Origin of the sequence: Leptospira mtsangambouensis (assembly GCF_004770475.1) — a bacterium.
GTDB lineage: Bacteria > Spirochaetota > Leptospiria > Leptospirales > Leptospiraceae > Leptospira_A > Leptospira_A mtsangambouensis.
The window spans coordinates 730,877-755,389 of record NZ_RQHK01000002.1 but is presented as its reverse complement, the minus strand read 5'-3'; the positions used below and the strand labels follow the sequence as shown (position 1 = coordinate 755,389).

At 40.7% G+C, this 24,513-nt stretch carries 20 protein-coding genes and 1 tRNA gene; 9 read left to right on the top strand and 12 right to left on the bottom strand.

The features are described from left to right. Window positions 1-6 precede the first annotated feature (6 nt). Genes EHR01_RS03370 through EHR01_RS03360 form a run of 3 tightly spaced genes read right to left on the bottom strand, consistent with a single transcriptional unit; the run spans window position 7 to window position 3,408 of the window. Window positions 7-348: an STAS domain-containing protein gene (locus EHR01_RS03370; RefSeq protein WP_135693172.1), complete on the bottom strand. Its 342-nt coding sequence runs from the start codon at window positions 346-348 to the stop codon at window positions 7-9. After that, entirely contained in the window at window positions 345-3,092 is a 2,748-nt protein-coding gene (locus tag EHR01_RS03365; RefSeq protein WP_135693171.1) for a SpoIIE family protein phosphatase, read from the bottom strand. The genes EHR01_RS03370 and EHR01_RS03365 overlap by 4 nt, the downstream gene beginning before the upstream one ends. A 4-nt stretch (window positions 3,093-3,096) precedes the next feature. Further along, window positions 3,097-3,408, bottom strand: coding sequence for a hypothetical protein (locus tag EHR01_RS03360; RefSeq protein ID WP_004788640.1), 312 nt, complete (start codon window positions 3,406-3,408; stop codon window positions 3,097-3,099). Between the two features lie 74 nt (window positions 3,409-3,482). Here EHR01_RS03360 and EHR01_RS03355 point away from each other — a divergent pair. From EHR01_RS03355 to EHR01_RS03345, 3 genes are all read left to right on the top strand, one after another. Next, window positions 3,483-3,555, top strand: a tRNA-Ala gene (locus EHR01_RS03355). A gap of 114 nt (window positions 3,556-3,669) precedes the next feature. Further along, window positions 3,670-4,209 (top strand): peptide deformylase, encoded by a 540-nt coding sequence (gene def, locus EHR01_RS03350; RefSeq protein WP_135693170.1) that lies wholly within the window; start codon window positions 3,670-3,672, stop codon window positions 4,207-4,209. A gap of 27 nt (window positions 4,210-4,236) precedes the next feature. Continuing rightward, window positions 4,237-7,500, top strand: coding sequence for an efflux RND transporter permease subunit (locus EHR01_RS03345; protein WP_135693169.1), 3,264 nt, complete (start codon window positions 4,237-4,239; stop codon window positions 7,498-7,500). 150 nt (window positions 7,501-7,650) lie between these two features. Here the strand turns inward: EHR01_RS03345 and EHR01_RS03340 are convergent, their stop codons facing one another. Together EHR01_RS03340 and tyrS are read right to left on the bottom strand one after the other, a co-directional pair. Next, the gene (locus EHR01_RS03340; RefSeq protein ID WP_135693168.1) at window positions 7,651-8,841 is read right to left on the bottom strand and encodes a polysaccharide deacetylase family protein; all 1,191 of its coding nucleotides are present in this window, start codon (window positions 8,839-8,841) and stop codon (window positions 7,651-7,653) included. 71 nt (window positions 8,842-8,912) lie between these two features. Further along, the gene (gene tyrS / locus EHR01_RS03335) at window positions 8,913-10,139 is read right to left on the bottom strand and encodes a tyrosine--tRNA ligase (RefSeq protein WP_135693167.1); all 1,227 of its coding nucleotides are present in this window, start codon (window positions 10,137-10,139) and stop codon (window positions 8,913-8,915) included. Between the two features lie 97 nt (window positions 10,140-10,236). On the opposite strand from tyrS, the gene EHR01_RS03330 reads away from it, so the two are divergent. Next, entirely contained in the window at window positions 10,237-11,844 is a 1,608-nt protein-coding gene (locus EHR01_RS03330; protein WP_135693166.1) for a glycerol-3-phosphate dehydrogenase/oxidase, read from the top strand. A 44-nt stretch (window positions 11,845-11,888) separates the two neighbouring features. Here the strand turns inward: EHR01_RS03330 and EHR01_RS03325 are convergent, their stop codons facing one another. From EHR01_RS03325 to EHR01_RS03300, 6 genes are all read right to left on the bottom strand, one after another. Then, window positions 11,889-12,941 (bottom strand): NADase-type glycan-binding domain-containing protein, encoded by a 1,053-nt coding sequence (locus tag EHR01_RS03325; RefSeq protein ID WP_244309996.1) that lies wholly within the window; start codon window positions 12,939-12,941, stop codon window positions 11,889-11,891. Window positions 12,942-13,055: 114 nt separating this feature from the next. Continuing rightward, the gene (gene rpoD, locus EHR01_RS03320; protein ID WP_012388553.1) at window positions 13,056-14,828 is read right to left on the bottom strand and encodes an RNA polymerase sigma factor RpoD; all 1,773 of its coding nucleotides are present in this window, start codon (window positions 14,826-14,828) and stop codon (window positions 13,056-13,058) included. A gap of 16 nt (window positions 14,829-14,844) precedes the next feature. Next, window positions 14,845-16,656 carry a DNA primase gene (gene dnaG / locus EHR01_RS03315; RefSeq protein WP_135693164.1) on the bottom strand — a complete coding sequence of 604 codons (1,812 nt, stop codon included), beginning with the start codon at window positions 16,654-16,656 and terminating at the stop codon, window positions 14,845-14,847. Window positions 16,657-16,668: 12 nt separating this feature from the next. Further along, on the bottom strand, window positions 16,669-17,124 hold the full coding sequence (locus EHR01_RS03310; RefSeq protein ID WP_135693163.1) for a GatB/YqeY domain-containing protein: 456 nt from the start codon (window positions 17,122-17,124) through the stop codon (window positions 16,669-16,671). 19 nt (window positions 17,125-17,143) lie between these two features. After that, window positions 17,144-17,362 carry a 30S ribosomal protein S21 gene (rpsU, locus tag EHR01_RS03305; RefSeq protein WP_002973784.1) on the bottom strand — a complete coding sequence of 73 codons (219 nt, stop codon included), beginning with the start codon at window positions 17,360-17,362 and terminating at the stop codon, window positions 17,144-17,146. An 87-nt stretch (window positions 17,363-17,449) separates the two neighbouring features. Continuing rightward, window positions 17,450-18,274: a hypothetical protein gene (locus EHR01_RS03300; RefSeq protein ID WP_135693162.1), complete on the bottom strand. Its 825-nt coding sequence runs from the start codon at window positions 18,272-18,274 to the stop codon at window positions 17,450-17,452. 105 nt (window positions 18,275-18,379) lie between these two features. On the opposite strand from EHR01_RS03300, the gene fbp reads away from it, so the two are divergent. Both fbp and EHR01_RS03290 read left to right on the top strand, forming a co-directional pair. After that, window positions 18,380-19,414 (top strand): class 1 fructose-bisphosphatase, encoded by a 1,035-nt coding sequence (gene fbp, locus EHR01_RS03295; protein ID WP_135693161.1) that lies wholly within the window; start codon window positions 18,380-18,382, stop codon window positions 19,412-19,414. A gap of 12 nt (window positions 19,415-19,426) precedes the next feature. After that, complete coding sequence (locus tag EHR01_RS03290; RefSeq protein WP_238838132.1) at window positions 19,427-19,753, top strand: hypothetical protein; 327 nt, start codon at window positions 19,427-19,429, stop codon at window positions 19,751-19,753. Between the two features lie 55 nt (window positions 19,754-19,808). Here the strand turns inward: EHR01_RS03290 and EHR01_RS03285 are convergent, their stop codons facing one another. Beyond that, the gene (locus EHR01_RS03285; protein WP_135693160.1) at window positions 19,809-21,092 is read right to left on the bottom strand and encodes a hypothetical protein; all 1,284 of its coding nucleotides are present in this window, start codon (window positions 21,090-21,092) and stop codon (window positions 19,809-19,811) included. Between the two features lie 105 nt (window positions 21,093-21,197). Between EHR01_RS03285 and pdhA the strand changes: the two genes are divergently transcribed. The 3 genes from pdhA to EHR01_RS03270 are packed head-to-tail and all read left to right on the top strand — an operon-like array spanning window position 21,198 to window position 24,505. Further along, on the top strand, window positions 21,198-22,184 hold the full coding sequence (pdhA, locus tag EHR01_RS03280; protein ID WP_135693159.1) for a pyruvate dehydrogenase (acetyl-transferring) E1 component subunit alpha: 987 nt from the start codon (window positions 21,198-21,200) through the stop codon (window positions 22,182-22,184). After that, window positions 22,185-23,159 carry a pyruvate dehydrogenase complex E1 component subunit beta gene (locus EHR01_RS03275; RefSeq protein WP_135693158.1) on the top strand — a complete coding sequence of 325 codons (975 nt, stop codon included), beginning with the start codon at window positions 22,185-22,187 and terminating at the stop codon, window positions 23,157-23,159. It abuts the gene before it with no gap. An 11-nt stretch (window positions 23,160-23,170) separates the two neighbouring features. After that, window positions 23,171-24,505, top strand: coding sequence for a pyruvate dehydrogenase complex dihydrolipoamide acetyltransferase (locus tag EHR01_RS03270; protein WP_135693157.1), 1,335 nt, complete (start codon window positions 23,171-23,173; stop codon window positions 24,503-24,505). The last annotated feature ends 8 nt before the right edge of the window (window positions 24,506-24,513 follow it).

Sequence of the window (24,513 nt, the reverse complement as noted above, 5' to 3'; positions counted from 1 at the left end):
TGATTTTTACTTCAGAGCAGAGTCTAAATCAGGATAAATTGTAAATAGCTGCTGCATTCCAATGATATCGAAAACTTTCTCAACTGCGGGTTGCAATCCACAGATAGAAATGCTGATTTTTTGTTCCTGGCAAAGGCGAAGTGTTGTGACGAGCAACCGAAGTCCGGCAGAAGAGATAAAGGGAACATCACTCAAATTGAAAACAACTGGTTTTCTTGCGGCACTTACGAGAGCCATCAAATCCTTTTCAATTTTATGTGTGTTGTGTACGTCCAAATTGCCTTGGACATGAACAACTACCTTGTCCCCAACCGCTTCCGAATGGATTCCAATTTTTTCTTCGCTCATACAATAGTTTTCTCCAAATAGGTTATATTTTGTTTCCCGTTGAAGTCGTAGGACACTTTGTCCATCAGAGTCTCCATCAGATAAACGCCGAATCCTCCCTTCCGTTCGCCTTTTAAATTGGCTTCCACGGAAGGTTTAGGAACTTTTTTTCTATCGAAGGGTTTTCCTTCGTCAATGAGTACAACTTTTAGATTGTCGCCAAGGAGTTCCAACTTACATTCGAAACTAGGGTGAGTTAGTTCCGTATTCTTGTAACTATGCATGACTATATTGGTCGCTGCTTCATCCAAAGATATCAGAATATCGTCGAAAGCAAAAGGTTTTGTGATTTTCCCCTCTAAATGTTCAGAAATAAAATCTCTTAAGTGAGGGATTTCATCTGGATGGGCGGGAAAAACTTTCGAAATTTCAAAGCTAGTCACTTCTGCAAATTTTAAGATCATCACAGTAAAGTCATCATACTGTTCATCGGAACGAGAAAACTTTCGGATATCATCATACACGGCCTCTACGATACTTTGAGAGGACCCTAACCTTCTTTCGATGATAAATTCAACAAATCTGTCGAGGCCATACTCTTCCTCGTCTGGATTTTTTTCCTCAATGGCTCCATCTGTATAAAAAACCAAAATGTCGCCAGGTTCAATTTGGATTTCGCCACCCTGGTAATTGGTATGGGGAACCACTCCAAGGGGAGCTCCTTTTCCTTTTAGAAGTTCAAAACTTCCATCAGTACGAATCCAAATTTGGTCATTGTGTCCTGCGGACGCAAATTTGAGGGTTCTTGTTCGCCTTTGGTAGTTGACTAGAAATAAAGTCACAAACATTCCCGATTGAGAATCTTCATAAATCAATTGGTTGGCACGAAATAAAAGTTCAGAAGGAGAAAGGTCAGTGGTTCTGGAAAGTGTACGAATGATGGAACTAGACATAGCCATAAATATGGCGGCTGGCAAACTTTTTCCAGATACATCTGCCACTAAAAACGAAAACTGATCTTCCCCGAAAGAATGGAAATCATAAAAATCACCTGACACTTCTTTGGCGGCAACAGACATCACCCCCAGATCAAAAAGCGGGGATTGTAACAACGAATTTGGCAAAATATTGTTTTGGATTTTCCTTGTGATTTCGATTTCTTTTTCTATCGACTTCTTGGTAATGATTTCTTGGCTGAGGCGTAAGTTTTCATAAGCTTTTGCGAGTGGCGAAGACAGAGTTTTTAACATACGAAGGTCTGTTTCGTTAAAGGAATGAGCCGATTGTTTTCCACTGACATACAGTGCCGCACGTAAGTTCCCCCCTCTTGGGGCAATTGGCAGAATGAGAAAATTTTTCTTTAAGGTATAAAATTCTAATTCTAAAAAGGATTCCTCTAGTTGTGAAGAAACCACAGCCATTCGAGGATTTCCTGATTCCATGAGGCTTAAAAAAAGCCGGCTTTCTTGCATTAGAAAAAAAGATTCCCGAACAATCCCGAGTTGTCTTGCATAGACCTGGATTCGGTTTTTATTTTTTTCCTCGATGATCACCATTCCCGCATCTTCGCATGACAATTCTTTGGTGAGAATACTCAATGTTTTAGACATTAGCCCCAGTTCATCATGGGATTCAAGGACGGCTTGCCCCAAATCGAAAATGGATTCAAGTGTGCTTAATTTTTGTTTGAGTTCGAGGTTTGTGACATTGAGATTATCGAGAAGCCTTGTTTTTTGGATGGCCACGGCACATGCACTGGAAAAAGACAAAAATGTATCAATATCATCCTGGCTAAAATTATTTCTGTCAATGGTGTTAATGGCTTCGATGACACCAATCACTTCATCTCCGACGATCAGAGGACTTGCCAGAATATTTCTAGTAATAAAATTAGAAGCTTTGTCTACATCCCGAAAGACACGGTTGTCATTTTGTGCATCATTGATGATCATGGGTTGTTTGGTAATTGCAACAGTTCCGGCAATCCCTTGGCCCACAGGCACTTTGATTTTTGATACTTCTTCTCTTTTTTCACCAGTGACCGTATGAAAAACCAGGTATTCTTTTTTATCATCTAACAACAACAAGGAGCTAGCTTCCGTTCGAAATACTAATTTTGCGGATTCCATCACCATCACAAGAACATGTTCCAAATCGACACTAGTATTAATTAGAACAGCAACACGAATGATCTCTTCTAAAAAATACTGAAGGCGATTGTTATTGTTATGAATATTGGCGTTGTCGATGAGAAGAAGAATGGAAGTTGTAAGAGAATTAAAAAATTCTGGTTCAGTTTCCGAAAGAACAGTGTCTTTTAAAAGTGCGTTTAAGTTTGCGCTAAAATAGTTGATTAAGTCCAAATCTTGTTCGGAAAAATTTTGAAAATGTTTTATTCCCTCAAGTACCAACACCCCAAGTGCCAAATCTCCAATTTCATCGCCCACATAACAGGCGATATACGACTCAGACACGGGACCGTCCGAATCCTTTAAGTGAGAACCCTTTTTAATAAGAATACTTTTACGGGTTTTGAAAACATGTTTGGCAATAGAACCTGCGGTGGATTTATCATTTACCAATCCAAACCGGCTGAGGTTTCCACGTTGGTTTTTAAAATAAAATGCTGCTGATTTCGCCGAGACGAGTCGTTTCGCTTGACCCAGAATAAAATAATACAGGTCATCCAGTTCGGAAGAAGAGGAAAGATAAAACCCGCCTTCTTCGTTTTTTCGGATGATCGGCGGAAGAGAGCTTGGTTTCAATTGTTTAATCTTTGTTAAATTTTAAAGATTCTTCTCTTAATTTTCGATTGGCATCTTCCAAAGACTTAATTTTGTCGAAGGCTGACATGAGTTCGTCCCGACTGAGATTGGAAACCATCGAACTGGCTTGCACCGTTTCCTTTGCTTCCCTAAGTTCCATCCGAGAGTAATCGATGATTTGTTCGTACATACGGATGATTTCATCGGCATTGGCTAATTCTTGTTCGTTTAGTCTAAGAACTTTTTCATAGCCTTTGATGATATCCGATTGGATTTTCAGTTTTTTAGTCAGTTCTTCTACCGTATCTTGTCCCATAACATCTTGGTTCCTTAGCCATTTTAGGATTCTGTTGACAGACAAACGCAGTCACCCACCTTGGATTAGCACAAGGGGACGTAGCTCAGTTGGGAGAGCGTTTGAATGGCATTCAAAAGGTCGGGGGTTCGATTCCCCTCGTCTCCAAAATCCCTCCCGGAATTTCACAGTTCAAAGCCTCCCCTGTCAAATTCTTTTTCATTTGGATAGGAGATCACTTGATCAATCAGTGACCTTTTTCAATCTATTCCATATTAGATTATGGCTGTTAGAAAAATCCTCAAGATTGGCAATCCCTTACTCCGTCAAACGAGCGAAGACGTAACTGAATCCGAAATCCAAACCAAGGATTTTAAAAAACTGATTCGAGATATGTTTGAAACCATGCGTCATGCAGAAGGTGTAGGCCTTGCTGCACCCCAAATTGGTGTCATGAAAAAGTTGGTTGTAGTAGGCCAGGAGGATGACAATGGAAGGTATCCTGGAACTCCAGAAGTTCCGAACCAAATCATTTTAAATCCAGAGATCACCCCACTCTCACCTCCAGGTGAAGGTTTTTGGGAAGGTTGTTTATCTGTTCCTGGAATGCGTGGGTACGTAGAAAGACCGGATAAAATTCGAATGAAGTGGCGAGATGAAAACTTTGAGGAACATGAAGAAATCATTAGTGGTTACCGTTCCATCGTATTACAACATGAGTGCGACCATTTGTTCGGAGTTCTATATGTGGATCGCCTCAAAAGTACAAAGTTATTCGGTTATAACGAAGACATTGATACTGCAGGTAAATTGTTAGATTAATTAGTTTCTTTCTCCTAAAGGAGTTTTATGGGCACATCCATCGTTCAGTATTTTCTTTCCAAAAGTTTATTCGTAAACCTTCTTACCTTTTTGATCATTCTTGTCGGTGGATTTACAGCTGCGACAATGAATCGGGAAGCGTTTCCCAATATCAACTTTGATATTGTCAGTGTCACTACGGTTTATCCTGGTGCTGCACCTGCCGATGTAGAAAAATTAGTCACCAAACCTTTAGAAGATGCAATCAAAGAAGTGGATGGAATCAAAGAATTCCGCTCTGCTTCTTTGGAAAATAGATCCGGTATCATCATTACAATTGATCCAAATACAAAAAACACACAAATGGTAGTCGATGATTTAAAGTCAGCCATTGACCGAATCCAAGATCTACCAGAAGATGTGGATGATCCCATTGTGACAGAAATCACAACAGCAAGACAGCCTGTCATAGAAATTCACTTATCTTCGACATCAAAAGACGGCAAACCTCTATTAAATGCAAAAGAGCTCAGAGACCAGGCAAAAATCTTAGAAGAAAAACTAAAAGACCTCCCATCCGTTGCAAGAATCACCAAACGAGGTTGGCGAGAACGGGAAATGAAAGTGGACTTAGATCCGGACAAACTAAGAGCTCTTTCTCTTTCCTCCACTCATGTACTCAATGCCCTTCGATTACGAAACATCAATTTTCCTGGTGGGAATATCAACGAAAGAACAAGAGAAATTATTGTTCGCACTGTGGGTGAATTTGATACAGCCGAAGAAATTGAAAATGTTTTTGTTCGTTCAAACGATGCCGGACGTTCGGTCCGAATTCGAGATGTCGCTCGTGTGACTGAAGGTTTTGAAGACTCTGAATATTTGGATAAATCCAATGGTGATATTGCGATTGCTCTTACAGTGATCAAAAGAGAAAAAGCAGATGCCATCACAGTTGTAGACGATTCCAAACAAGTTGTAGAAGAATTTATAAAGTCTACAGGCGGAACCGTCAAACATGCCTTTGTCAATGACCTATCAAAATACATTCGCAGAAGATTAGGTGTTTTAACTTCTAACGCCGTATCTGGATTATTTCTTGTGACCGCTTCTTTATTTGTGTTTCTCGGATGGCGGATGGCTCTCATGACAGCACTTGGAATTCCGATCTCCATTGCGATGACTTTTGTTGCCATGAATTATATGGGATTAACATTAAATTTAATCTCAATGATGGGACTTATCATTGTTGTGGGGATTTTGGTGGATGATGCCATTATCATTTGTGAAAACGTTTACCGTCATTTGGAAATGGGAGAAGAACCTTTTGAAGCAGCAATGCGTGGGACAAGCGAAGTTCTTGCACCTGTAACTGCCACAGTCACAACAACAATTGCCGCCTTCGGACCCATGTTATTTATGACGGGAATTTTTGGTAAGTTCATCCATTCCATTCCTCTCGTTGTGATTTTGTCTTTATGTAGTTCCCTTTTTGAAGCCTTCTTTATGTTGCCTTCTCACTTATACGATGTAAGTAAAGCAAGCGATATGAAGGGAGAAGTCAAAGAAGAATCCCACTGGTTTGTGAAATTCAAAGAAAGAACCTATTTACCTCTCCTCAGTTTTGCTCTAAAAAACCGCTGGAAGATGGTAGGACTCCTTATGGGCCTATTTGTGTTTTCACTTGCCATCCAAATAAAATTTGGAAAATTCAAACTTTTCCCTGGGGCCATTGAAACCTTCCAAGTCCGTGTGACTGCCGAAACTGGACTAAAACTTGAAGAAACAGATAGATTCATTCGTGTCATTGAAGATGCTGTAGGGAAACTTCCGGAAGGAGAAGTAGAAAACTATATTTCGCGAGTGGGGATCATCCAAAAAGACCCTAACGATCCTTTCACCAAACGGGGAAAAAATTATGCACAAGTGATGGTGTATTTAACCCCTGATGACAACCGGGAAAGATCCACTGAAAAAATCATCGAAGTGGTCCGCCAAAACACCAAATTCATGTTAAATGAGAATGCCCTCAAACTTTTAGAAGAAAAGTTAGCAAAAGAGAATCTTGGTAAAAAAGAAGAGGAACCCATCCCTACTTCTGAGATTCCAAAAGCCTTTCTTCCCTTAAAAGGAAAACTGGTGAACCTAGAATTTGAAAAACTAGCCGGTGGTCCACCTGTGGGAAAACCAGTCGCCATTGAAATCAAAGGAGATGACTTTGCCACCTTACTCAAAATTGGTGCAGAATACAAAGCAGCTCTTGCCAAAATCAATGGAGTCACAGACATTGGAGATGATTTTAACGAAGGAAAAGATGAAATTAGAGTTTCCGTAGATGAAACACTAGCTTCTTTTGCGGGAGTCAGTGTTCAATCAGTATCTCTTGCCATCAATACTGCCTTACAAGGGACGGTGTCCACAAAAATCAAACGGGCTGATGAAGAAGTGGATGTTCGGGTTCGATTTCCAGAAGAATACCGTTCTTCTCTAACCCACCTAAACAAAGTTTATGTCAATAACCTAACAGGGAACTTAATCCCGGTTTCCAGGCTGACAAGTTATGATAGAAACCCAGGGCGGGCCTCGATCAACCACTTAGACGGCAAACGATTGCTAACTGTAACTTCTAATATTGATGAAACAGTTTCTACCTCTAGACAAGTCAACATAGAGGCCAAAAAACTTACTGAAGGAATTATTGCGAAATATCCTGGTTATTCTGTACGTTTTTCAGGAGAAAACAAAGATACCGAAGAATCGATGGCTTCCCTCGGAAGAGCTTTCCTTGTAGGCCTTATTATCATTTATATGATCCTTGCCTCGCTTTTCCGTTCGCTTGCCCAACCACTGATTGTGATGAGTGCCATTCCATTTGCCGTCATTGGGGTGATTTTTGCATTTTTAATTCACGGACAACCATTCTCTTTCCTTGCTTTCCTTGGAATCATTGGACTTGCGGGGGTGGTCGTCAACGACTCCATCGTCCTTGTGGATTGTGCCAACCAATTACGACTGGAAGACCCAAGTAAATCCACATTTGAGTTGTTAGTGGAAGCCGGGAGTATTCGTCTAAGAGCTGTTATGCTCACAACAGTCACAACTGTTCTAGGTCTTCTCCCGACCGCTTATGGAATTGGAGGAAAGGACCCTTTCCTTGTTCCGATGGCATTGGCATTTGGGTGGGGACTTGCTTTTGCTACTTTTATCACTCTCATTATGGTTCCGGTATTTTACCTTAACCTTTATATGTTTAAGGATTGGGCTGTAGCAAAATTCAAATCAAGACAATCCAGAAAAAAAGGATTCGCATAGGATAAAGTTTTTTTCACTGGTTTACTGTGACATCTTTGAACCAAAGCGCAGTAAACCAGAAAGTATAGTCTTAAAAAGAATCTATTTTGGAAATGTAAAAATTTAGGGACTAAACGTCTTTTTTAGAAAGATATAAATTGAATTTAAAATTCAATCCTTCTTATCGTTTAAAACTTCTGAAAGAGTCACAAACCTATATCCTTTTTCCTTCATGCGCTCAATGAAGGCAGGAAGGATATAAATCAATTTGTCAAATTTTCTTGGACCACCCAAATGCATCAGGATGATAGCACCGTTCATTCCGTTCGCATCGGCTTTTTCCCAATTGTCTAAAAAAGTTAAAGTTTCCTCTCCCGTTTTGTAATGAGGATTACGAACTACTTCTTTTTTGCCTTTGGACGTTTTTTTATATAAGAACTGTTTGCTGATATAATCCGGTAAATCAAGAGATCCCTTGGAGTTATTGGACCACATGATATGATCGGTATAACCAAGACTCGCATGGGCATCCAAAATCAATTGGCTAAGGGCACCGTAGGGAAGTCGATAATATTTTTTTAACTCTTGTTTGGTGAGAGAATGGAAGGTATCTTCCACACGTTTTAGCTCTTCTGCCATACGAGGAAGATCCAAAACCGATTTAGACAAATACTCAAGGACCAATCGTTTCTTTAATGAGGTTTCCGTCACAGACCTTTGGTAATTAAAATGGGACCAAGTGTGGTTCCCAAATTCCACCGATCCAGTTTTTGCCATTTTTTTAATAAAATCTAAATTTTGACGGATAAAAAAGGATCCATTGATATCAGAAGGTCTTTCATTAGAAAGAAAGAGAGTCACTTTGATTTTATGATCTTTGATATAATTGTATAAAACAGGAAGTTCCTCTCCTGTTGCTAAATCAAAGGTAAGAGCAATTTCTTTTTGGGATTCATTTCCCCGTAAAATATTTCGACCTTTGGAATTTTGACTGACTTCTTTTAGAAACTGAATGTTCTCTTCTACTTGTTTGGCAAGTTCTGTATCGGGTTCGGTATCCCCTGCCAGAGCATATTCTTCACGAAGTTGCTCTTGGTACATAAGAGAAAAAAGAGATTGTTCCAGTTCCCTGAGATTCTTTTCTTTTTCTTTTACTTCTGTTTCGAGTTTGGTAACACTCAGACTCAAATAAAGCAAATACCCACAAAGAACAAGGACAGTGATTCCGACAAAAGCCAGAGCAGAAATCAGGGCAAACTTTCTGAGTTTTTTGGCAAACAGCCGGTCTTTCTCGATGTCCTGGGAAAGTTCATGAACGATATCTTGAATTTCCTTTTCTTCGTTTGTCGGATCGAGGGACATGCGGGTATTTGGTTTTCCTTATCTTCTAATATCGGATTTTGACCTGTCGTTCTAAAACAGGCCCAGATTCCTTAGGTCTTTATCTTTAAAAATTTTCCTTTCTTTCCCTGGCGGATGAGGTATTCCTTTCCCGGCTCCAAAGTGAGGCCTTGGTCAGTGATTTTTTCCTCATCCAAATACAAACCACCTGCTTGCACGAGCCGGCGCCCTTCTGAAACACTAGGAATGAATTTCAATTGTGAAAGAACATAAACGAGAAGCGGTGGTTTTTCCGAAAAATATGAGGCATCTAATGTTTCTGTGGGAATCTCATCAGGGAGGGCTCTGTTTTTTGTATTGTGGATGGCTGTCCACTCTTCCACTGCTTTCCTATTTTCTTCTTCTGGATGGAGTTGGTCCATCACAAGAAGAGCCAGTTCCGTTTTGACTTCTTTCGGATGGAGAGATTTGGAACGTATTCCTTCCTTTCGTTTTTCCATTTCAGAATTGGGAAGGTCAGTCAAAAGTTCAAAATAATTCCACATCAGATCATCCGAGATCGACATGATTTTTCCATACATGTCGATGGGTTTCTCTGTAACTCCCACATAGTTTCCGAGAGACTTAGACATTTTTTTCACACCATCAAGTCCCACAAGTAGTGGTAAGGTAATGACAGATTGAGGTTTTTGTCCGTATTCTCTTTGTAAGTCGCGACCGACTAACATATTAAATTTTTGATCCGTTCCACCCAGTTCCACATCTGCTTTCATGGCAACCGAATCATACCCTTGTACAAGTGGGTATAAAAACTCAATCATAGAGATGGGAGTTCCCGCTTTATGACGTTTGGTAAAATCGTCTCTTTCCAACATTCGAGAAACTGTATATTTAGATGTTAAAACTAAAACATCTTCAAACTTCATTTCCGAACACCAATGCGAGTTGTATAGGATTTTGGTTTTATTTGGATCTAAAATTTTAAAAACTTGGTTTTGGTAAGTTTTGGAATTTTCCAATACCTCTTCTTTCGAAAGACGTTTTCTTGTTTCTGATTTTCCAGTGGGATCACCAATCATTGCGGTAAAATCACCGAGCATAAAACAAACTTCATGGCCTAGGTCTTGGAAATGTTTGAGTTTTCTTAGTAAAACAAAATGGCCTAAATGCAAATCGGGAGCAGTAGGATCAAAACCCGCTTTGATGGTAAGGGAAGGTTTGGATTTGATCTTTTCTAAAAGTTCAGCCTCACTGATGATCTCAACAGTTCCTCGGCGTATGGTATCTAATTCTTGGTTCAATTCTCTTTCAGTTTTCATAACAAATGCAAAAATTTTCGATGGTCGAAATGGTGACTTTTGACAATACTAACCGTAGAATCTCTATAGGCAACCACCAAAGTACGTAAAAACCCTTATGAATCATTTAGATGAAAGAAAACAAACACTAAAACAATTAGAAACAACGGACTACGATGTCTTAGTATTGGGTGGAGGAGCCACTGGATCTGGGACAGCACTCGATGCTACCTTACGTGGCTACAAAGTAGCCCTTTTAGAAAAACAAGATTTTTCTGCAGGGACTAGTTCTCGATCCACAAAACTCATCCACGGGGGAGTAAGATACCTTGCCCAATTCCATTTTAAACTCATCTACGAAGCTTTGTCGGAAAGAAAACGCCTTCTTTTCAATGCACCTCATCTGGTGAAACCACTTCAATTTGTTTTGCCTACCTATGTTTGGTGGGAAAAACCTTTTTATTCTATCGGACTCACAATGTACGATATCCTTGCGGGTAGGTCCATAGTTCCTGGACATGAAAGGATCTCAAAAGCAACTGCGATTGATTATTTTGCCTCTATCAAAAAAGAAAAACTGAAAGGCGGAATTTCTTATTTTGATGCCCAGTTCAATGATTCAAGACTCAATGTCACAACGGTAAGAGCTGCGAAAGAAAATGGAGCCGATGTTCTTTCAAGAATCGAAGTGGTTTCCTTTTTAAAAGATGCCAATGGAAAAATCACAGGTGTGACAGCCAAAGACCTAATCACAAAAAAGAAAATCAATATCAAGGCAAAGGTCGTTGCCAATACCACTGGAGTTTGGATTGATTCGCTTCGCAAACTAGATGATCCAAAAGTGGAAAATGTTTTAGCACCCAGCCAAGGAATCCATCTTGTCTTCGACAAAGCAAAGTTACCTTGTCGCACGGCAATGATCATTCCGAAAACGGCCGACGGACGTGTTGTTTTTGTCATTCCTTGGGAAGGAAAAGTACTTCTCGGAACCACAGACACTCCGATTCAAAAAATTGAGGAAGAACCTCTGCCTCTACAATCCGAAGTGGAATTTTTATTAAAAACGGGAAATGACTACCTAGATACCAAACTCACCAAAGCAGACATTGAATCTGTATTTTCTGGCCTTCGTCCTCTCATTTCTACGGGAGATAAAAAAGACACTAAATCCATCTCACGCGAAGAAGCCATTCTCGTTTCTGACTCTGGCCTTGTCACGATGTCAGGTGGGAAATGGTCTACCTTTCGAAAAATGGCGGAAGACCTTACAGATAAACTCATCTCTGTCGGAAACCTTCCAGAAAAGATGAATTGTGTGACTGCTAATTTTGCATTTCCAGGTGCTGATGGGTATTCCAAACATTTGGTGGCAAAAATCCAAACCATGTATGATCTTTCTTATGAAACGGCAGTTCGTTTGGTTGATGCATTTGGCGGAGAGGTTCCGATGATTTTGGGTAAAAATCCAAAAGAAATCAAAAAGGGAACCGGATACTTTGTCGAAGAGATCAAACATTTTGTAAAAAAGGAATTTGCCCTTTCTGTAACTGATGTCCTTTCGAGAAGATGGAGAGTTGTATTTCTGGATTTAAAATTGGCAGAGTCGTTAGCGGTTCCAGTTGCCAACACTCTTGCCAAAGAACTTGGATGGAAAGAGACAGAAAAAAAATCCTCTTTAAACGAACTCGTGGGTCATATCAAAGATTTAAAGAAAACAATTGCTTAACAAAAAATAACGACACGAGTAGATTGGATGGTAATTCATCCCATCTACTTTGGTCTAGGAAGTTCATAATGATAAAATGTCCTACCCGATTCCTTTTCTTTTAAAACTAATAGAAAATGCGTTTTTGGATTAAAGACTTCAGAGAATCGTGTTCCCAGTTTGGTTTTGAAATTTTCATAATCTTCATCCCCCACCTCAGCACGTTTGAAAATCCAAGATATATTTCGTTCAATCCCACCCGCATCATAATAACTTAAGTTTAACTCTAGTCCCTCTTCCGAAGATTGAAGGATGGTATATGTTCCCACAATGGAAGGTAAAAAACCCAAAGGGTCACCTTCCCCATACATCTCAGAAAAACTAAAGGTTTGGTCGGCCTTAAAGAAAACAGGTAGGATGGTTCCTTGGTCATAAAATAAAATGGTACTCTTTTCATTGGCCAAAACCAATTGTTTGAATCCAGAATAATGCCTTTCTGCTTTCCCAAATTGTTCAATGGTTCGTTTGATTTTGTCAAAGGAAACCCAAGGATAGGATACAAAACTTTCTTTTTGGATTTCTCCAAATTGAAGTTCTGAAATACAAACTCGTCCGGTCGATCCCAAACCATGGGTTTCCAAAATTTCCAAACGAATCACATTCCCTTGGAACTTGGAATCCAAATCCAAAACTTGAAATCCTGATTTCCCGAACTTGGGTTTCCCAATTTCCAAATCCAACGTAGAACCAATTTTCATTTTTGATTTTTGGTCATTCGTTTCCATCGTAAAGGAAGTGAGGCGTAGTTTTTTTACTGCATCATTTGTTTTTAGATCATTAGCAGATTTATGAAATCCATTTAGCATTCGCAAGGCGGAAAACTGAGAATACGAATTGAGGTAAAGTGTAAATCCAGAACCGAATTCTTTGGCATTCGCACAAAATGCCGTGGAAGTTTTAACATCCAAAGCAAACTCCGGACTGAATCGCCAAGGTTCTTCAGGATTCATTTGCCCAACACTTTGAGTGCGTCCATAGTCCAGTTGTTTTTCGGAAGCCTGGCAATTGTATAAAAGGGAAAACAACAAAATTGGAAAAATAAGATGAATCAAATTCATACCAAAAAAAGAAAGATCATCTGATGGGCGAGTCTTACGAAAAAAAAAGAGATCCATGGAATTTCCAAACCATGAATCTCTTCTAAAGACCAATCAAGCGAAAAACAAAATTGTTTAATCGATATAGTCTTTGAGTTTTTTCGAGCGGCTTGGGTGTCGAAGACGACGAAGTGCTTTTGCTTCGATCTGACGAATCCTTTCCCGAGTCACTTTAAATTGGTATCCCACCTCTTCGAGAGTTTGCGCATACCCATCATCCAAACCAAATCGCATCCGAATGACCTTTTGTTCCCGTGCCGGTAAGGTTTGGAGAACCTGACGGATTTGTTCTGAAAGAATGGAAGACGCTGCTGAATTGAGTGGCGAGATCACTTCCTTGTCTTCGATAAAATCTCCGAGTTCTGAATCCTCTTCCGAACCCACTGGAATCTCAAGTGAGATTGGTTCCCGAGCTACGTTTTTCACAGCCTTCACTTTTTGCACTGGCCAGCCGAGTCGTTCTGCAATTTCATCATTGGATGGATCGCGACCAAACTCTTGGACAAAAAGACGAGTTTCGCGGATCACTTTGTTCACTTGTTCGATCATATGAACCGGAACACGGATGGTACGAGCTTGGTCAGAGATCGCACGAGTGATGGCTTGTCTAATCCACCAAGTGGCGTAAGTAGAAAATTTATAACCTTTTTTGTATTCGAACTTATCAACAGCCCGGATAAGACCAATGTTTCCTTCTTGGATCAGGTCAAAGAAATGCATTCCACGGTTGGCGTAACGTTTAGCAATGGAGACTACCAAACGAAGGTTTGCTCGAACGAGTTCACGTTTCGCTTGGGCAATTTCTCTTTCGCCTTTGATGATTTTTTCACCCCAGTCTTTGATTTCGCCAACAGGAGAACCGGCTTCCTGTTCCATACGACGGAGTTTTCTTTCATTGTTGCGAATGTCTTTGATGACTTCTCTGACTTCATCAATATCGCAACCCATCATCTTTTCGATTTCATCTAGATTTTCATTTTTTTCGATGAAACGGTTGAGGGCTTTGATTTCACGAACATCATGTCCGTATTTGGCTTTGATTTTAAGGAAATGTTTCTCGATTTCCTTAACACGAAATACCATTGATTTGATCTTTTGGGAGATCTTTTGGATTTCTTTTTGAGAGACTCCAATTTTACGAATGGCTTCGTCAATTTTACCAGTGGATAAATCGATTTTCTCTTTGAGTTCTTTGAACTTCTTAGAATTTTCAGAATACTTACGAATTCGGTTTGTGGATTCGTTTAAAACTTTTTCATCCTGTTGGATGAGTTCCATGTTTTCAAAAAATACTTTTTCTAATTTGTCCGCTTGCTCTTGGTTGAGTGCGTACATTTTGTCCACTTTCACCAAGTCATAAACTTTGATTTTTTTGGACTTAATTTTTGGAATTAGTTTTGCAAAATTTTGGCGAAGAATAGAAGAACTAAGGATTGTTTCTTCAATAATTTTTTCACCCTTCTCAATCCTTTTGGCAAGAAACACTTCTGTTTCTCCAGAGATCAGGGATACTTTACCAATTTCTTTTAAATAAAGACGAATCGGATCTTCGGAACTAGAGGAAACACTGGACTCTCTTTTTTTACGTGCAGGTTTCTCTTTTGTTTCTTTAGTAGTTTCTTCTTTTGTAGTCGTGAGGGAACTAGATTCTTCCAAAGACTTTTTGGAATACTCTTCTACAATTTCAATCCCCATCTCGTGTAACAAAGTAAAGACATCATCAATTTTTTCGGAATTTAAGATTTTATCCGGAAGTATTTCATTGATTTCATCATAAGATACCTCTCGATTTGCTTTTCCGATCGAGATGATCTTTTGTACTTCTGGTAGGCTTGCTAGATTTTCCATTCTACCTCTATCCTCTTTATACTTCTAACGTTTGGATCGTTCGGAGATACACGGATCTCTTATTTTTTTCACTTTTTAAAAGTGAAAGTTCTGATAAAAGATTGTTCTTTTCTTCAATCGTTAAATCAGGTTTGGCCATCTCTTTGACAAGTTCTTCCATCCTTGCGTCATCCAACAAATCCGCATGGTAAAGAAACATCCCCTTAAATAAACCTGGTGTTGTCGATTCATCGGCCGTAAAATGTTCGGCAATCATTCCCAGGTATTCCGAAGGAATCTCTTCCCTCGAAAGAATTTCTGCAGCTGTTAGGTTCTCATTCTGCAAATATTTCGTATATAAATAGTCCCAAAGAAAAGCAGAAACTTCATCTCGAAACTCCAGTGATAACAAATCATCAGCGAAACTAAATAGTTCCAAATTCTGAATGAGCATTGCGATCATCTTACGTTCACAGACCAAAATGGGGGAAGGTTTTCCCGGTTTGGCCACAGCACGTTCTTTTTTAGTATCGACCGCAGAGGGGGTCGAAGTTACACCCGGCTTGCCCCGAAAATCCTGAAAAAGCGAAGAAAATGAAAGTCCGAGTTGGCGTGCCCCCTCTTCTAAATAGACTTGTTTGTCTGTTTCCTTTTCCATGGGTTTTAGGAATTCAAAAAGTTTTTTGACACCTGCCTGTTTTTCTTCTGCCAAAGAAGAAGGCCCAGCTCCTGCAAGGATCTCCCGAATCATAAATTGGGAAGCGGGTGCTGCCGATTCCAATAAATCTCTGATTTCTTGTTTGTTATGGTGAAGGGAATAATCAAAAGGATCCTTTCCTTCTGGTATATGACAGACTTTTACCGAAACTCCTTCTTTCGAAAGAAGATTCACAGCACGAAAGGCACCTTTGGTTCCCGCTTTATCAGAATCCATCATTAAGTACACTTTGTCCGCCATATTCTTTAAGATACGAACATGGCCTTCTGTAAATCCGGTTCCGAGAGGTGCGACGACAAACTCAATTCCTTTTCGAAATAGTCCAATGGCGTCAAACACACCTTCCACAATGACCGCTTCTCTTGTTTTTCGAATGCTATCTTGGCTCAAATTTAAATTATAAAATGTACGACTTTTATCATAAATCAAAGAGTTCGGGCTATTGATGTACTTGGCTTCTTCTGATTCACCGAGGAATCTACCGGAAAAGGCAATCACTCTCCCTCTGGTATCAATCACAGGAAACATGATGCGGTTACGAAAAAAATCATAAGGATCTTTGTTTTGGTCCTGTCTTTTGAGTAGTCCTAACTGTTCGCCAAGTTTTACTTCCGCCTCGGTTTTAAAGAGTTCTGAACGTAAATTTCCAAAACCGGGAAGGCCAAATCCAATTTTAAAAACTTTTAAATCTTCTGAATACATCCCACGTGATTCCAAATACTTAAGGGCAATTTCGCCGCTTTGCTTATTTAAATTCTTTTGAAAGTATTCCAATGCTTTTTGGGAAACTTGGTACAGGGCTTCTTTTTTTCGCTCTGATTCTTCCTCTTCTTTTGTTCTTTCGACAAGAGGAATTCCTGAATAATCAGAAAGGATTTCTAAAGATTTGAGGAAGTCTACCTTTTGGTAGTCCATCACAAATCGAAACAAATCACCGGATGCTTTGCATCCAAAACAGTGGTAGAACCCACCTTCTGCATTTACGTTGAAAGACGGAGTTTTTTCATTATGGAATGGGCAGATTCCAACAAGGTTTCTTCCCATACGACGCAAAGGAACAAACCGGTTGATATAAGAATCAATGGAGACTTCTCTGCGAACTCTTTCTTTAAAACTTTGGTAAGGATTCACAGTATAACAGTATTAACTGGCGCTAAGTGCTTGTTTTGCGAGAGAGGATACCTTGGAGCCGTCTATATTTTGCCCTTTAAATTTTGCCATTACTTTACCCATCACCTTTCCCATATCCTGGGCTCCGTTCGCATTCAATTCCGCAATGGCTTCGTTCACTGCTCGAGAGATTTCTTCTTCGGAGACTTCTTTTGGAATATAACGTGAGATGACTTCTGCTTCCTGAATTTCTTTGCTCGATAAATCGGGACGATTGGCTTTGTCATATTCGACAGCTGTGTCCTTTCTACGTTTGAAATTGGATTTTAAAATCTGCATCACTGCAGTATCCGTTAATTCGGAAGCACCGGTTTTGGTTAATTCGTATTGAATTTCTGCTTTGATGAGACGCAAAGTGCCGAGGACTGTTTCATCCTTGGCCTTTAATGCCGTTTTTAGATCGGTACTAATCGTCTCTTGCAGGGTCATTGGATAACCGGCTTAAAGATTACAGTTTATCTTTTTTAGCAAATAGTCTTTTCTTTTTGTCTCGTTTGCGTTTCGCTGCCTCGACTGCCTTTTTTTTGACAACGCTCGGCTTTTCGAAGTATTCACGACGTTTGATTTCGCTCATGATACCTGCATTCGCACAATCTCTTTTGAACCTACGAAGCGCAGCCTCGATGGATTCCCCTTCTTTTAAATAAATCCCTACTTGTGGGGTCATAGACAAACAACTGTCCTTTTGTAAAAATGGTCTAGTTTTGACGGTATCGGAAACCGCCCTGATTTGTCAATTCAGCCGAAAAACTAATCAGAAATTTTCGATGAAAATGGCAGAAAATCGAGAATCATCCGCTAAAATCTCCCGGTCAATGGGGAAAATCTTGAGTTTGTAGTCCAAAATCAAATGTTTGGAAGGAAAATAAAGGGATCCAAACCTATGATTGGCGCCATCGAGAGTTTCTCCCGGACAAAAAAGGAAATAGGACCTTGGGTTCAATTGGAAATTGAATTCGTTTTCTTTTGTTTCTTTGTGCAGGGTGGCGGTCACTTCCCGTAAGATCTCTTGGCTTTTGACCACACCCAAAGGTTTAAAAAAGGGAGAGAGGTCCTGGAGGTGAAAAAATGCAATCACTCCCGCAGGCAGATCCTTGGTGAGAGAACGATCTATTTTTTTTCGGATTGGCTCTATGATGGTTGGAAAATCCAGAAGGTTCTTTTCCCGAAGGGAAATCCCTGTGGCACAAAAAGTCAAAACTTGGTTTGATAGATCTTCCCAATTTCGTTTTGAAAGTTCTGGTTCGATTTCCTGGACAACAAGGGCAAAAACAGGAACTTCTCCTTCAGGAAGGCGAATGATATTGATCTTTAAATCCCTTCCCCCTTCTGAAAAAGTCCCAAGGGATTTTGGTTCCATAAATTCCAGTTCCCGGACGAGGGTTGTCATTTGACCGGAAACAAGACTTCTGAGCCATTCCTCTTTTTCCGTCCTACCAAATTCATAAACGATTTCACCGGCAAGGTAAACCCAACCCAAATGGGCGCCGACACTGGCAAAACTAATGCCAAGCCTACGGGAATGGTAGTCTGTCATTTGCATGGAGGGGGATGGACTTACATGAGTTGGATCTATCATCGGAATCTAGTTTTAGTATCGGCGCGGGCCTGACCAATCAAAAGGAGAAAGGATTGCCCCTGGCGTTATGCTCCCAAAATGGAGTAAAAACAACTCGGGGAACCTGTGAACGCAACACCGAAACAAAAAAAACTCATCTCTCTATCGCAATTCATTCTAGAAGAGCAACTCAAAATCCCTCATGCCTCGGGAGAATTTACGGCCCTTCTCAGCCACTTAGTCTACGCAGCCAAAATTGTTGGTCGCGAGGTCAGAAAAGCAGGGCTTTTAGATGATATTCTCGGTGCCACGGACGACACAAACGTCCAAGGCGAGACCCAAATGAAACTGGACCAATATGCGGACAATGCCTTCAACCAGTCCCTTAAAATATGTGGCCATCTTTGTGTTCTGGCCAGCGAAGAACACGAACATATCATTCCCATTCCTGGAGGCTACAATATTGGAAAGTACACGATGGCGATCGATCCTTTGGATGGATCCTCTAACATCGACACCAATGTATCGATTGGAACCATTTTCTCCATCCACCAAAGACTAGAACCCAATTCCAAAGAACCTGGAAACGAAAAAGATTTATTACAACAAGGCCATTTACAACGCTGCGCAGGTTATATCATTTATGGTTCTTCCACGATGCTTGTCCTTTCTACAGGAAAGGGTGTTTCTGGGTTTACCTTAGATCCAAGTGTGGGTGAATTTTTACTCTCCCATCCGAATATGCAAATGCCAGCGTCTGGGGATATTTATTCTGCCAATGAAGGAAACGCATCCTATTGGTCTCCGGAAGTACAAGCCTATCTCCAAAAAATCAAATCCATCGAAGGTGGAAAAAAACCAAAAACAGCTCGTTATATTGGATCACTTGTTGCGGATTTCCATAGAAACCTTTTGAAGGGAGGGATTTTCCTCTATCCGAATGATACAAAATCTTCCAAGTATCCGAATGGAAAACTTCGTTTGTTGTATGAAGCAGCTCCTATGGCGTATATCGCAGAACAAGCTGGTGGAATGGCCGTTACTGTTAAGGGTGAGAGAATCCTTGACCTGACCCCGAAAGACCTTCATGAAAGAACAACGCTCATTATTGGTAGCAAAAAGGAAGTAGAAGAATTTCTTACATTTGTTCCTAAGTCATAATTTTCGAAACCATTGAAAGAAATTTCTTTCAATGGAAATGATGTTCTAGTAGTTTTGGCAGAATTAAAAGATTTTAGGAGAGAACTTTCAATGAATAAAAAACTACTCGTTTTAATTCTTGGTGTGACTATGGCTTCTGGACTTGCATTCTGCAAAAAAGAAGAGCCGGTTGTTGAAGAAAAAATCGAATCTGTTGAAGATGCAGCGAAAAAAGTAACTACAGAAGTAGAGAAAAAAGTAGATGCAGCAGTGAAAACTGCAGAAGCAGAAGCTAAAAAAGCAGCAACAGGCGCGATCAAAGACGCAACAAAAGACATTAAAAAACCAGCAGGTTTCTAATCATCTTTTTCTGTAAAAGAGAACCAACCGAAGTTTCGGTTGGTTTTTTTATTTTCTAACTATCTGTATACTTGATCTTAGCATGCAGTTCTTCCTCTAAAGCACATTTCGGATAGGTTCCCACATCAAGAGAAGTCCCAATATGACCAAAAGGGTCCTGGGGAGAAATGATTCTTAAATCCCAACCATTCACAATCCAAGGGCATTGGTAATTTTTGTCTCGGCAAAGAATTTGTGCTGCTTTTGGTTTCGGATAGGCCCAAGCGGAAGTTTGGAACTTACATTTGTTTTCAATTTCTGCAATGGTTCGAATGCGTTTGATGGCTTGGTCAAATTCTTTAAACCTGCTTGTCATTGGATCGGCAAGGTCTTTTCGAAAGAGTCCTTTCTCTGCATTGTAAGTAAACATCACTAACAATTTTTCAGACACATGTTCCTTTTCAGTGGATACCTTTAAATTTTCCATGATGTAACGAGCAATTTTTAATGCATCTAATGTGACTTCAGCAGTGTCATCAGCATACTCACCCGCCTCTTCTTCATCATCGCTGGCATCATCTTCCATCCCACTTCCAGCCAAAAGATCCTGATTCAATTGGTGTTTGCGAAGGTCATCTACGTTTACTGTAGCAGGAACCACTCCAGGAATTTCAAACCCATTGGAACCATGGTTGTTAATCGCACTGATGACTTCTTCTGGTAGGTTCAGTTTTCTTGCAATTTCCAAAGAAAGATTGACTGCAGAAGAAAGTGAAGACCCGAAAAAACTTTGTTTGTACAATCCTTCCTTCGATACAGCTATGTCAGCGCAAAGACCAGCTAAAAAACTGAACCGGTTGACCATCTTAAACCCATATTGTTTTTGGATCACCGATCCTAAACTCAGAAGGCCAAAGTCAGCAAGATGATTAAAAAACTCTTTGTGATTGAGAAGAACACGAAAAAAAGATAAAGCAAGTGACTTGGAATAAAATGAATTTTGAATGATTCCTTTGAGACTAGCCATTCTCTCAGCATTTTGTTCATACAAATGAAAAATAAACTCATTGGATCTGTCTTCAATTCGACTGAGGATTGCTTTCGAAAGGACCATTCGAAGCATCCGCATCAAATCTTTGGACATTGCTAACTTAAACGAAGGGATGTAGTTTCCTTCCATACCTTCTAGTTTCTTTAAAACGTTTTCCTTGATCGCCACTTTTTCTTTGATGAGGATACTACCGTTTTTATCAACGACTGGTTCACTGAGAGAAACAGAACCTAACAAATCATAATCAACAGCAAAATTTTTAAATTCATTGAATTCTAAGAATTCGATTCCAGCGTTCGTAATTTTCATAAAGGTCCTAAGGAAACTGTCTTTTACGATCCTTCTGAGAGCAAGATTTTTGCTTTCCTTCTGCGTCTAAATAGTGTAGTTTTTTAGTCGTTTTGGAGGTTCTCGTTGGTTTCTTCTATCCCAAAAGACTCACAATCTGTGAGCGAGTTGAAAGAGTTCTACAGACAAATGGTACTTATACGAAAGTTTGAGGAAGCCGCTGCCAAAGCCTATAGCGTAGGAAAAATTGGTGGGTTTTTACATTTGTACATCGGCCAAGAGGCAGTGGGTGTTGGTTCGATCGCTGCCCTCACCCCAAAAGACTATATTGTTTCCACCTATAGAGACCACGGCCATGCACTGGCTAGAGGACTTAGTCCCAAACCTCTTATGGCTGAGTTATTTGGAAAAGGAACAGGGATCTCAAAAGGTAACGGCGGTTCGATGCACTTTTTTGATCGCAACGCACACTTTATGGGTGGGCACGGAATTGTGGGAGGTCATATCTCACTTGCCGCAGGGATTGCCTTTGCTTCTAAATTTAAAAAAGAAGATTCTGTCACCATTTGTTTTTTTGGCGAAGGTGCTGCCAATATTGGATCGTTTCATGAGGGTTTAAACCTTGCTGCTATTTGGAAACTTCCCGTCGTTTTCATATGCGAGAACAACCATTATGCGATGGGAACTCCCGAATATAGGGCTCTTGCTGTCAAAGATGTTTCTGTGAGGGCATATGCTTATGACATTGCTCGCGACCATATCGAAGGAGATGAAGTGAGAAAGGTCAGAGACCATGTCCAAGTGGCTGTAGAAAGAGCTCGCCGTGGTGAAGGACCAACTCTCATCGAAGTTTCCACTTACCGGTTTCGGGGCCATTCCATGTCGGATCCTGCCAAGTATAGAACCAAAGAAGAATTAGAAGCTTATAAAAAGAAAGACCCATTGATGCGAGCAAGACACGAACTTGAATTAGGTGGGATTAAAACAGAAGAATTGGACAAAATGGATTTGGAAATCCAAACCCAAGTGGATGAAGCTTACCAATACGCAGAGACATCACCAGAACCTCCCCTTTCCCAACTACACAAGTATGTGTATTCGGAGGATAAATAAATGGCCATTCTAACTTACAGAGAAGCGTTAAACCGTGCCATGGTGGAAGAAATGGAAAAAGATCCATCCATCTATTTAATGGGAGAAGAAGTGGGACATTACCAAGGGGCTTATAAAGTTTCCCAAGGGATGCTAGAAAAATTTGGGGAAGAGAGAGTGATTGACACTCCTATTTCTGAAAATGGATTTGCTGGGATTGGAGTGGGTTCGGCGATGGTTGGCTTACGCCCCATCATTGAATTTATGACTTGGAACTTCTCTCTTGTTGCCATTGATCAAATCATCAACTCAGCCGCAAAAATGAATTATATGAGTGGGGGCCAGTTCCCTATGCCGATTGTCTTTCGTGGTGCCGGGGGTGCGGGAGGAAGACTTGGTGCCCAACACTCCCAAGCTTTCGAATCTTGGTATGCCCATTGTCCAGGCCTCAAAGTGGTTTGTCCTGCCACTCCAAAGGATGCTTATGGCCTACTCAAATCTTCCATCAGAGACAATAACCCTACGATTTTTATTGAATCAGAAGTGTTATACGGATCCAAAGGAGAAGTCCCCGAACAGGAATACACCATTCCTTTGGGCCTTGGCGAAATCAAACGGAAAGGTACAGACATCACACTTGTGACTTGGTCTAGAGCTCTCGGGTTTGCCGAAGAAGCAGCGGCCATTCTCGAAAAAGAAGGGATCTCTGTCGAAATTGTGGATCTACGCAGTTTACGCCCGTTAGATGAAAATCTAATTTACGAATCTGTCAAAAAAACAAACAGGGCACTTGTTGTGGAAGAAGGATGGCCTGTGGCAGGATTTGGTGCCCAAATTGCTTACCTCATCCAAAAAAATGCCTTCGCTTATTTGGACCACCCCGTGGAACGAGTGACACAAATGGATGTTCCCATGTCTTATGCTGCCAACTTAGAAAGAATGAGTTTGCCAAACGCAACAAGAGTTGCCGATACCATCCGCGAGATGTTACAGTAGGAGAACCGACAATGGCAAAAATTCAAGAAATGACCCAACTTTCCCCTACGATGGAAGAAGGAACCATTGTGAAGTGGTTAAAAAAAGAAGGAGATTCCGTCTCTCCTGGCGACATCATCGCCGAAGTAGAAACAGACAAAGCAGTGATGGAAATGGAGGCCTTTGAAACAGGAGTGATCTTAAAAATCCTACATTCAGAAGGTGCCAAATTAAAAGTGGGACAGGCTTTGGCTGTAATTGGGAAACCAGGGGAAGATGTATCTTCTCTGTTAGCGGATCTTCCCAAACCATCACCTAACCAAACAAAGCCAGAAACTGCACTCCCAAAAGAAACCCAAGCCACCCAACCTTCCGTTTCGTTACCCACGACCCCGGTAATCACTTCCCAAGAATCTGAAACAAAACAGAACCCAACCTCGATGAACTCGGTTACTGCGGTTAGCGAGATAAATCCAACAAACCGAGGAGGACTTCGTGTCCTTGCCTCTCCTCTGGCCAAATCGATTGCCATTGAACACGGAGTTGATTTGCATACAGTGATCGGAACAGGGCCTGAGGGAAGGATCACTAAAAAAGATGTTTTGGATACTTTAAGCCAAGGGTCTCGTTCAACTCAATACGCGAGCAAAGCCGCAACACGCGCAGATGAAGTTGTGACTTTGAATGGAATGCGAAAAACCATAGCCAAACGCCTGACCGAATCCAAACAAAATCTCCCCCACTTCTATTTGAATGTGGATGTAAATGCAAAGGCAATGGAGTCTTTTCGTTTGGAACTTTCCGAATTCCAAAAACATTTGGATCCAGAACTCCAAGTCAAAGTCAGTTTAAACGATATCATCGTCAAAGCCACTGCTGCAGCCCTAAGGCTTCATCCCAAAGTCAATGCGAGTTTCCAAGGAGATTCTATTTTACAATTTGGTCGAGTGGATGTAGGGATAGCTGTTTCTCTCGATGGAGGTCTTTTAACGCCCGTTATCCGTGGAGCAGATGGGAAATCCATTTTAGAAATTTCGAAAGAAGTGAAGGAACTAGCAAAACGTGCCCGGGAACGCAAACTAAAACCCGAAGAATTTTCAGGTGGAACTTTTACCATTTCCAATCTAGGAATGTATGGGATCAGTCGGTTCACTGCCATCATCAACGAACCAGAAAGTGGGATCTTGGCCGTTGGTTCTGTGGAAGACAAACCGGTTGTGGAAAATGGTTCCGTGGTAGCAGGCCGGGTTTTGTCTCTCACTTTGTCTTGCGACCACCGAGTGATCGATGGTGCGGTGGGGGCCGAATTTTTAAGGACTCTCAAGAGTCTTTTAGAACAACCGAGCCTTATGGCCGGTGTGATCTAAAACATTCG

Excerpts from the sequence above, each read along its gene's own strand:
- def (WP_135693170.1), top strand. The coding sequence starts at position 3,670 with ATGGCTGTTAGAAAAATCCTCAAGATTGGCAATCCCTTACTCCGTCAA.
- EHR01_RS03330 (WP_135693166.1), top strand. The coding sequence starts at position 10,237 with ATGAATCATTTAGATGAAAGAAAACAAACACTAAAACAATTAGAAACA.
- rpsU (WP_002973784.1), bottom strand. The coding sequence starts at position 17,362 with ATGACCCCACAAGTAGGGATTTATTTAAAAGAAGGGGAATCCATCGAG.
- EHR01_RS03270 (WP_135693157.1), top strand. The coding sequence starts at position 23,171 with ATGGCAAAAATTCAAGAAATGACCCAACTTTCCCCTACGATGGAAGAA.
- EHR01_RS03325 (WP_244309996.1), bottom strand. The coding sequence starts at position 12,941 with ATGAATTTGATTCATCTTATTTTTCCAATTTTGTTGTTTTCCCTTTTA.
- EHR01_RS03310 (WP_135693163.1), bottom strand. The coding sequence starts at position 17,124 with ATGACCCTGCAAGAGACGATTAGTACCGATCTAAAAACGGCATTAAAG.
- EHR01_RS03360 (WP_004788640.1), bottom strand. The coding sequence starts at position 3,408 with ATGGGACAAGATACGGTAGAAGAACTGACTAAAAAACTGAAAATCCAA.
- EHR01_RS03285 (WP_135693160.1), bottom strand. The coding sequence starts at position 21,092 with ATGAAAATTACGAACGCTGGAATCGAATTCTTAGAATTCAATGAATTT.
- EHR01_RS03300 (WP_135693162.1), bottom strand. The coding sequence starts at position 18,274 with ATGATAGATCCAACTCATGTAAGTCCATCCCCCTCCATGCAAATGACA.
- EHR01_RS03275 (WP_135693158.1), top strand. The coding sequence starts at position 22,185 with ATGGCCATTCTAACTTACAGAGAAGCGTTAAACCGTGCCATGGTGGAA.
- rpoD (WP_012388553.1), bottom strand. The coding sequence starts at position 14,828 with ATGGAAAATCTAGCAAGCCTACCAGAAGTACAAAAGATCATCTCGATC.
- EHR01_RS03345 (WP_135693169.1), top strand. The coding sequence starts at position 4,237 with ATGGGCACATCCATCGTTCAGTATTTTCTTTCCAAAAGTTTATTCGTA.
- EHR01_RS03370 (WP_135693172.1), bottom strand. The coding sequence starts at position 348 with ATGAGCGAAGAAAAAATTGGAATCCATTCGGAAGCGGTTGGGGACAAG.
- tyrS (WP_135693167.1), bottom strand. The coding sequence starts at position 10,139 with ATGAAAACTGAAAGAGAATTGAACCAAGAATTAGATACCATACGCCGA.
- EHR01_RS03340 (WP_135693168.1), bottom strand. The coding sequence starts at position 8,841 with ATGTCCCTCGATCCGACAAACGAAGAAAAGGAAATTCAAGATATCGTT.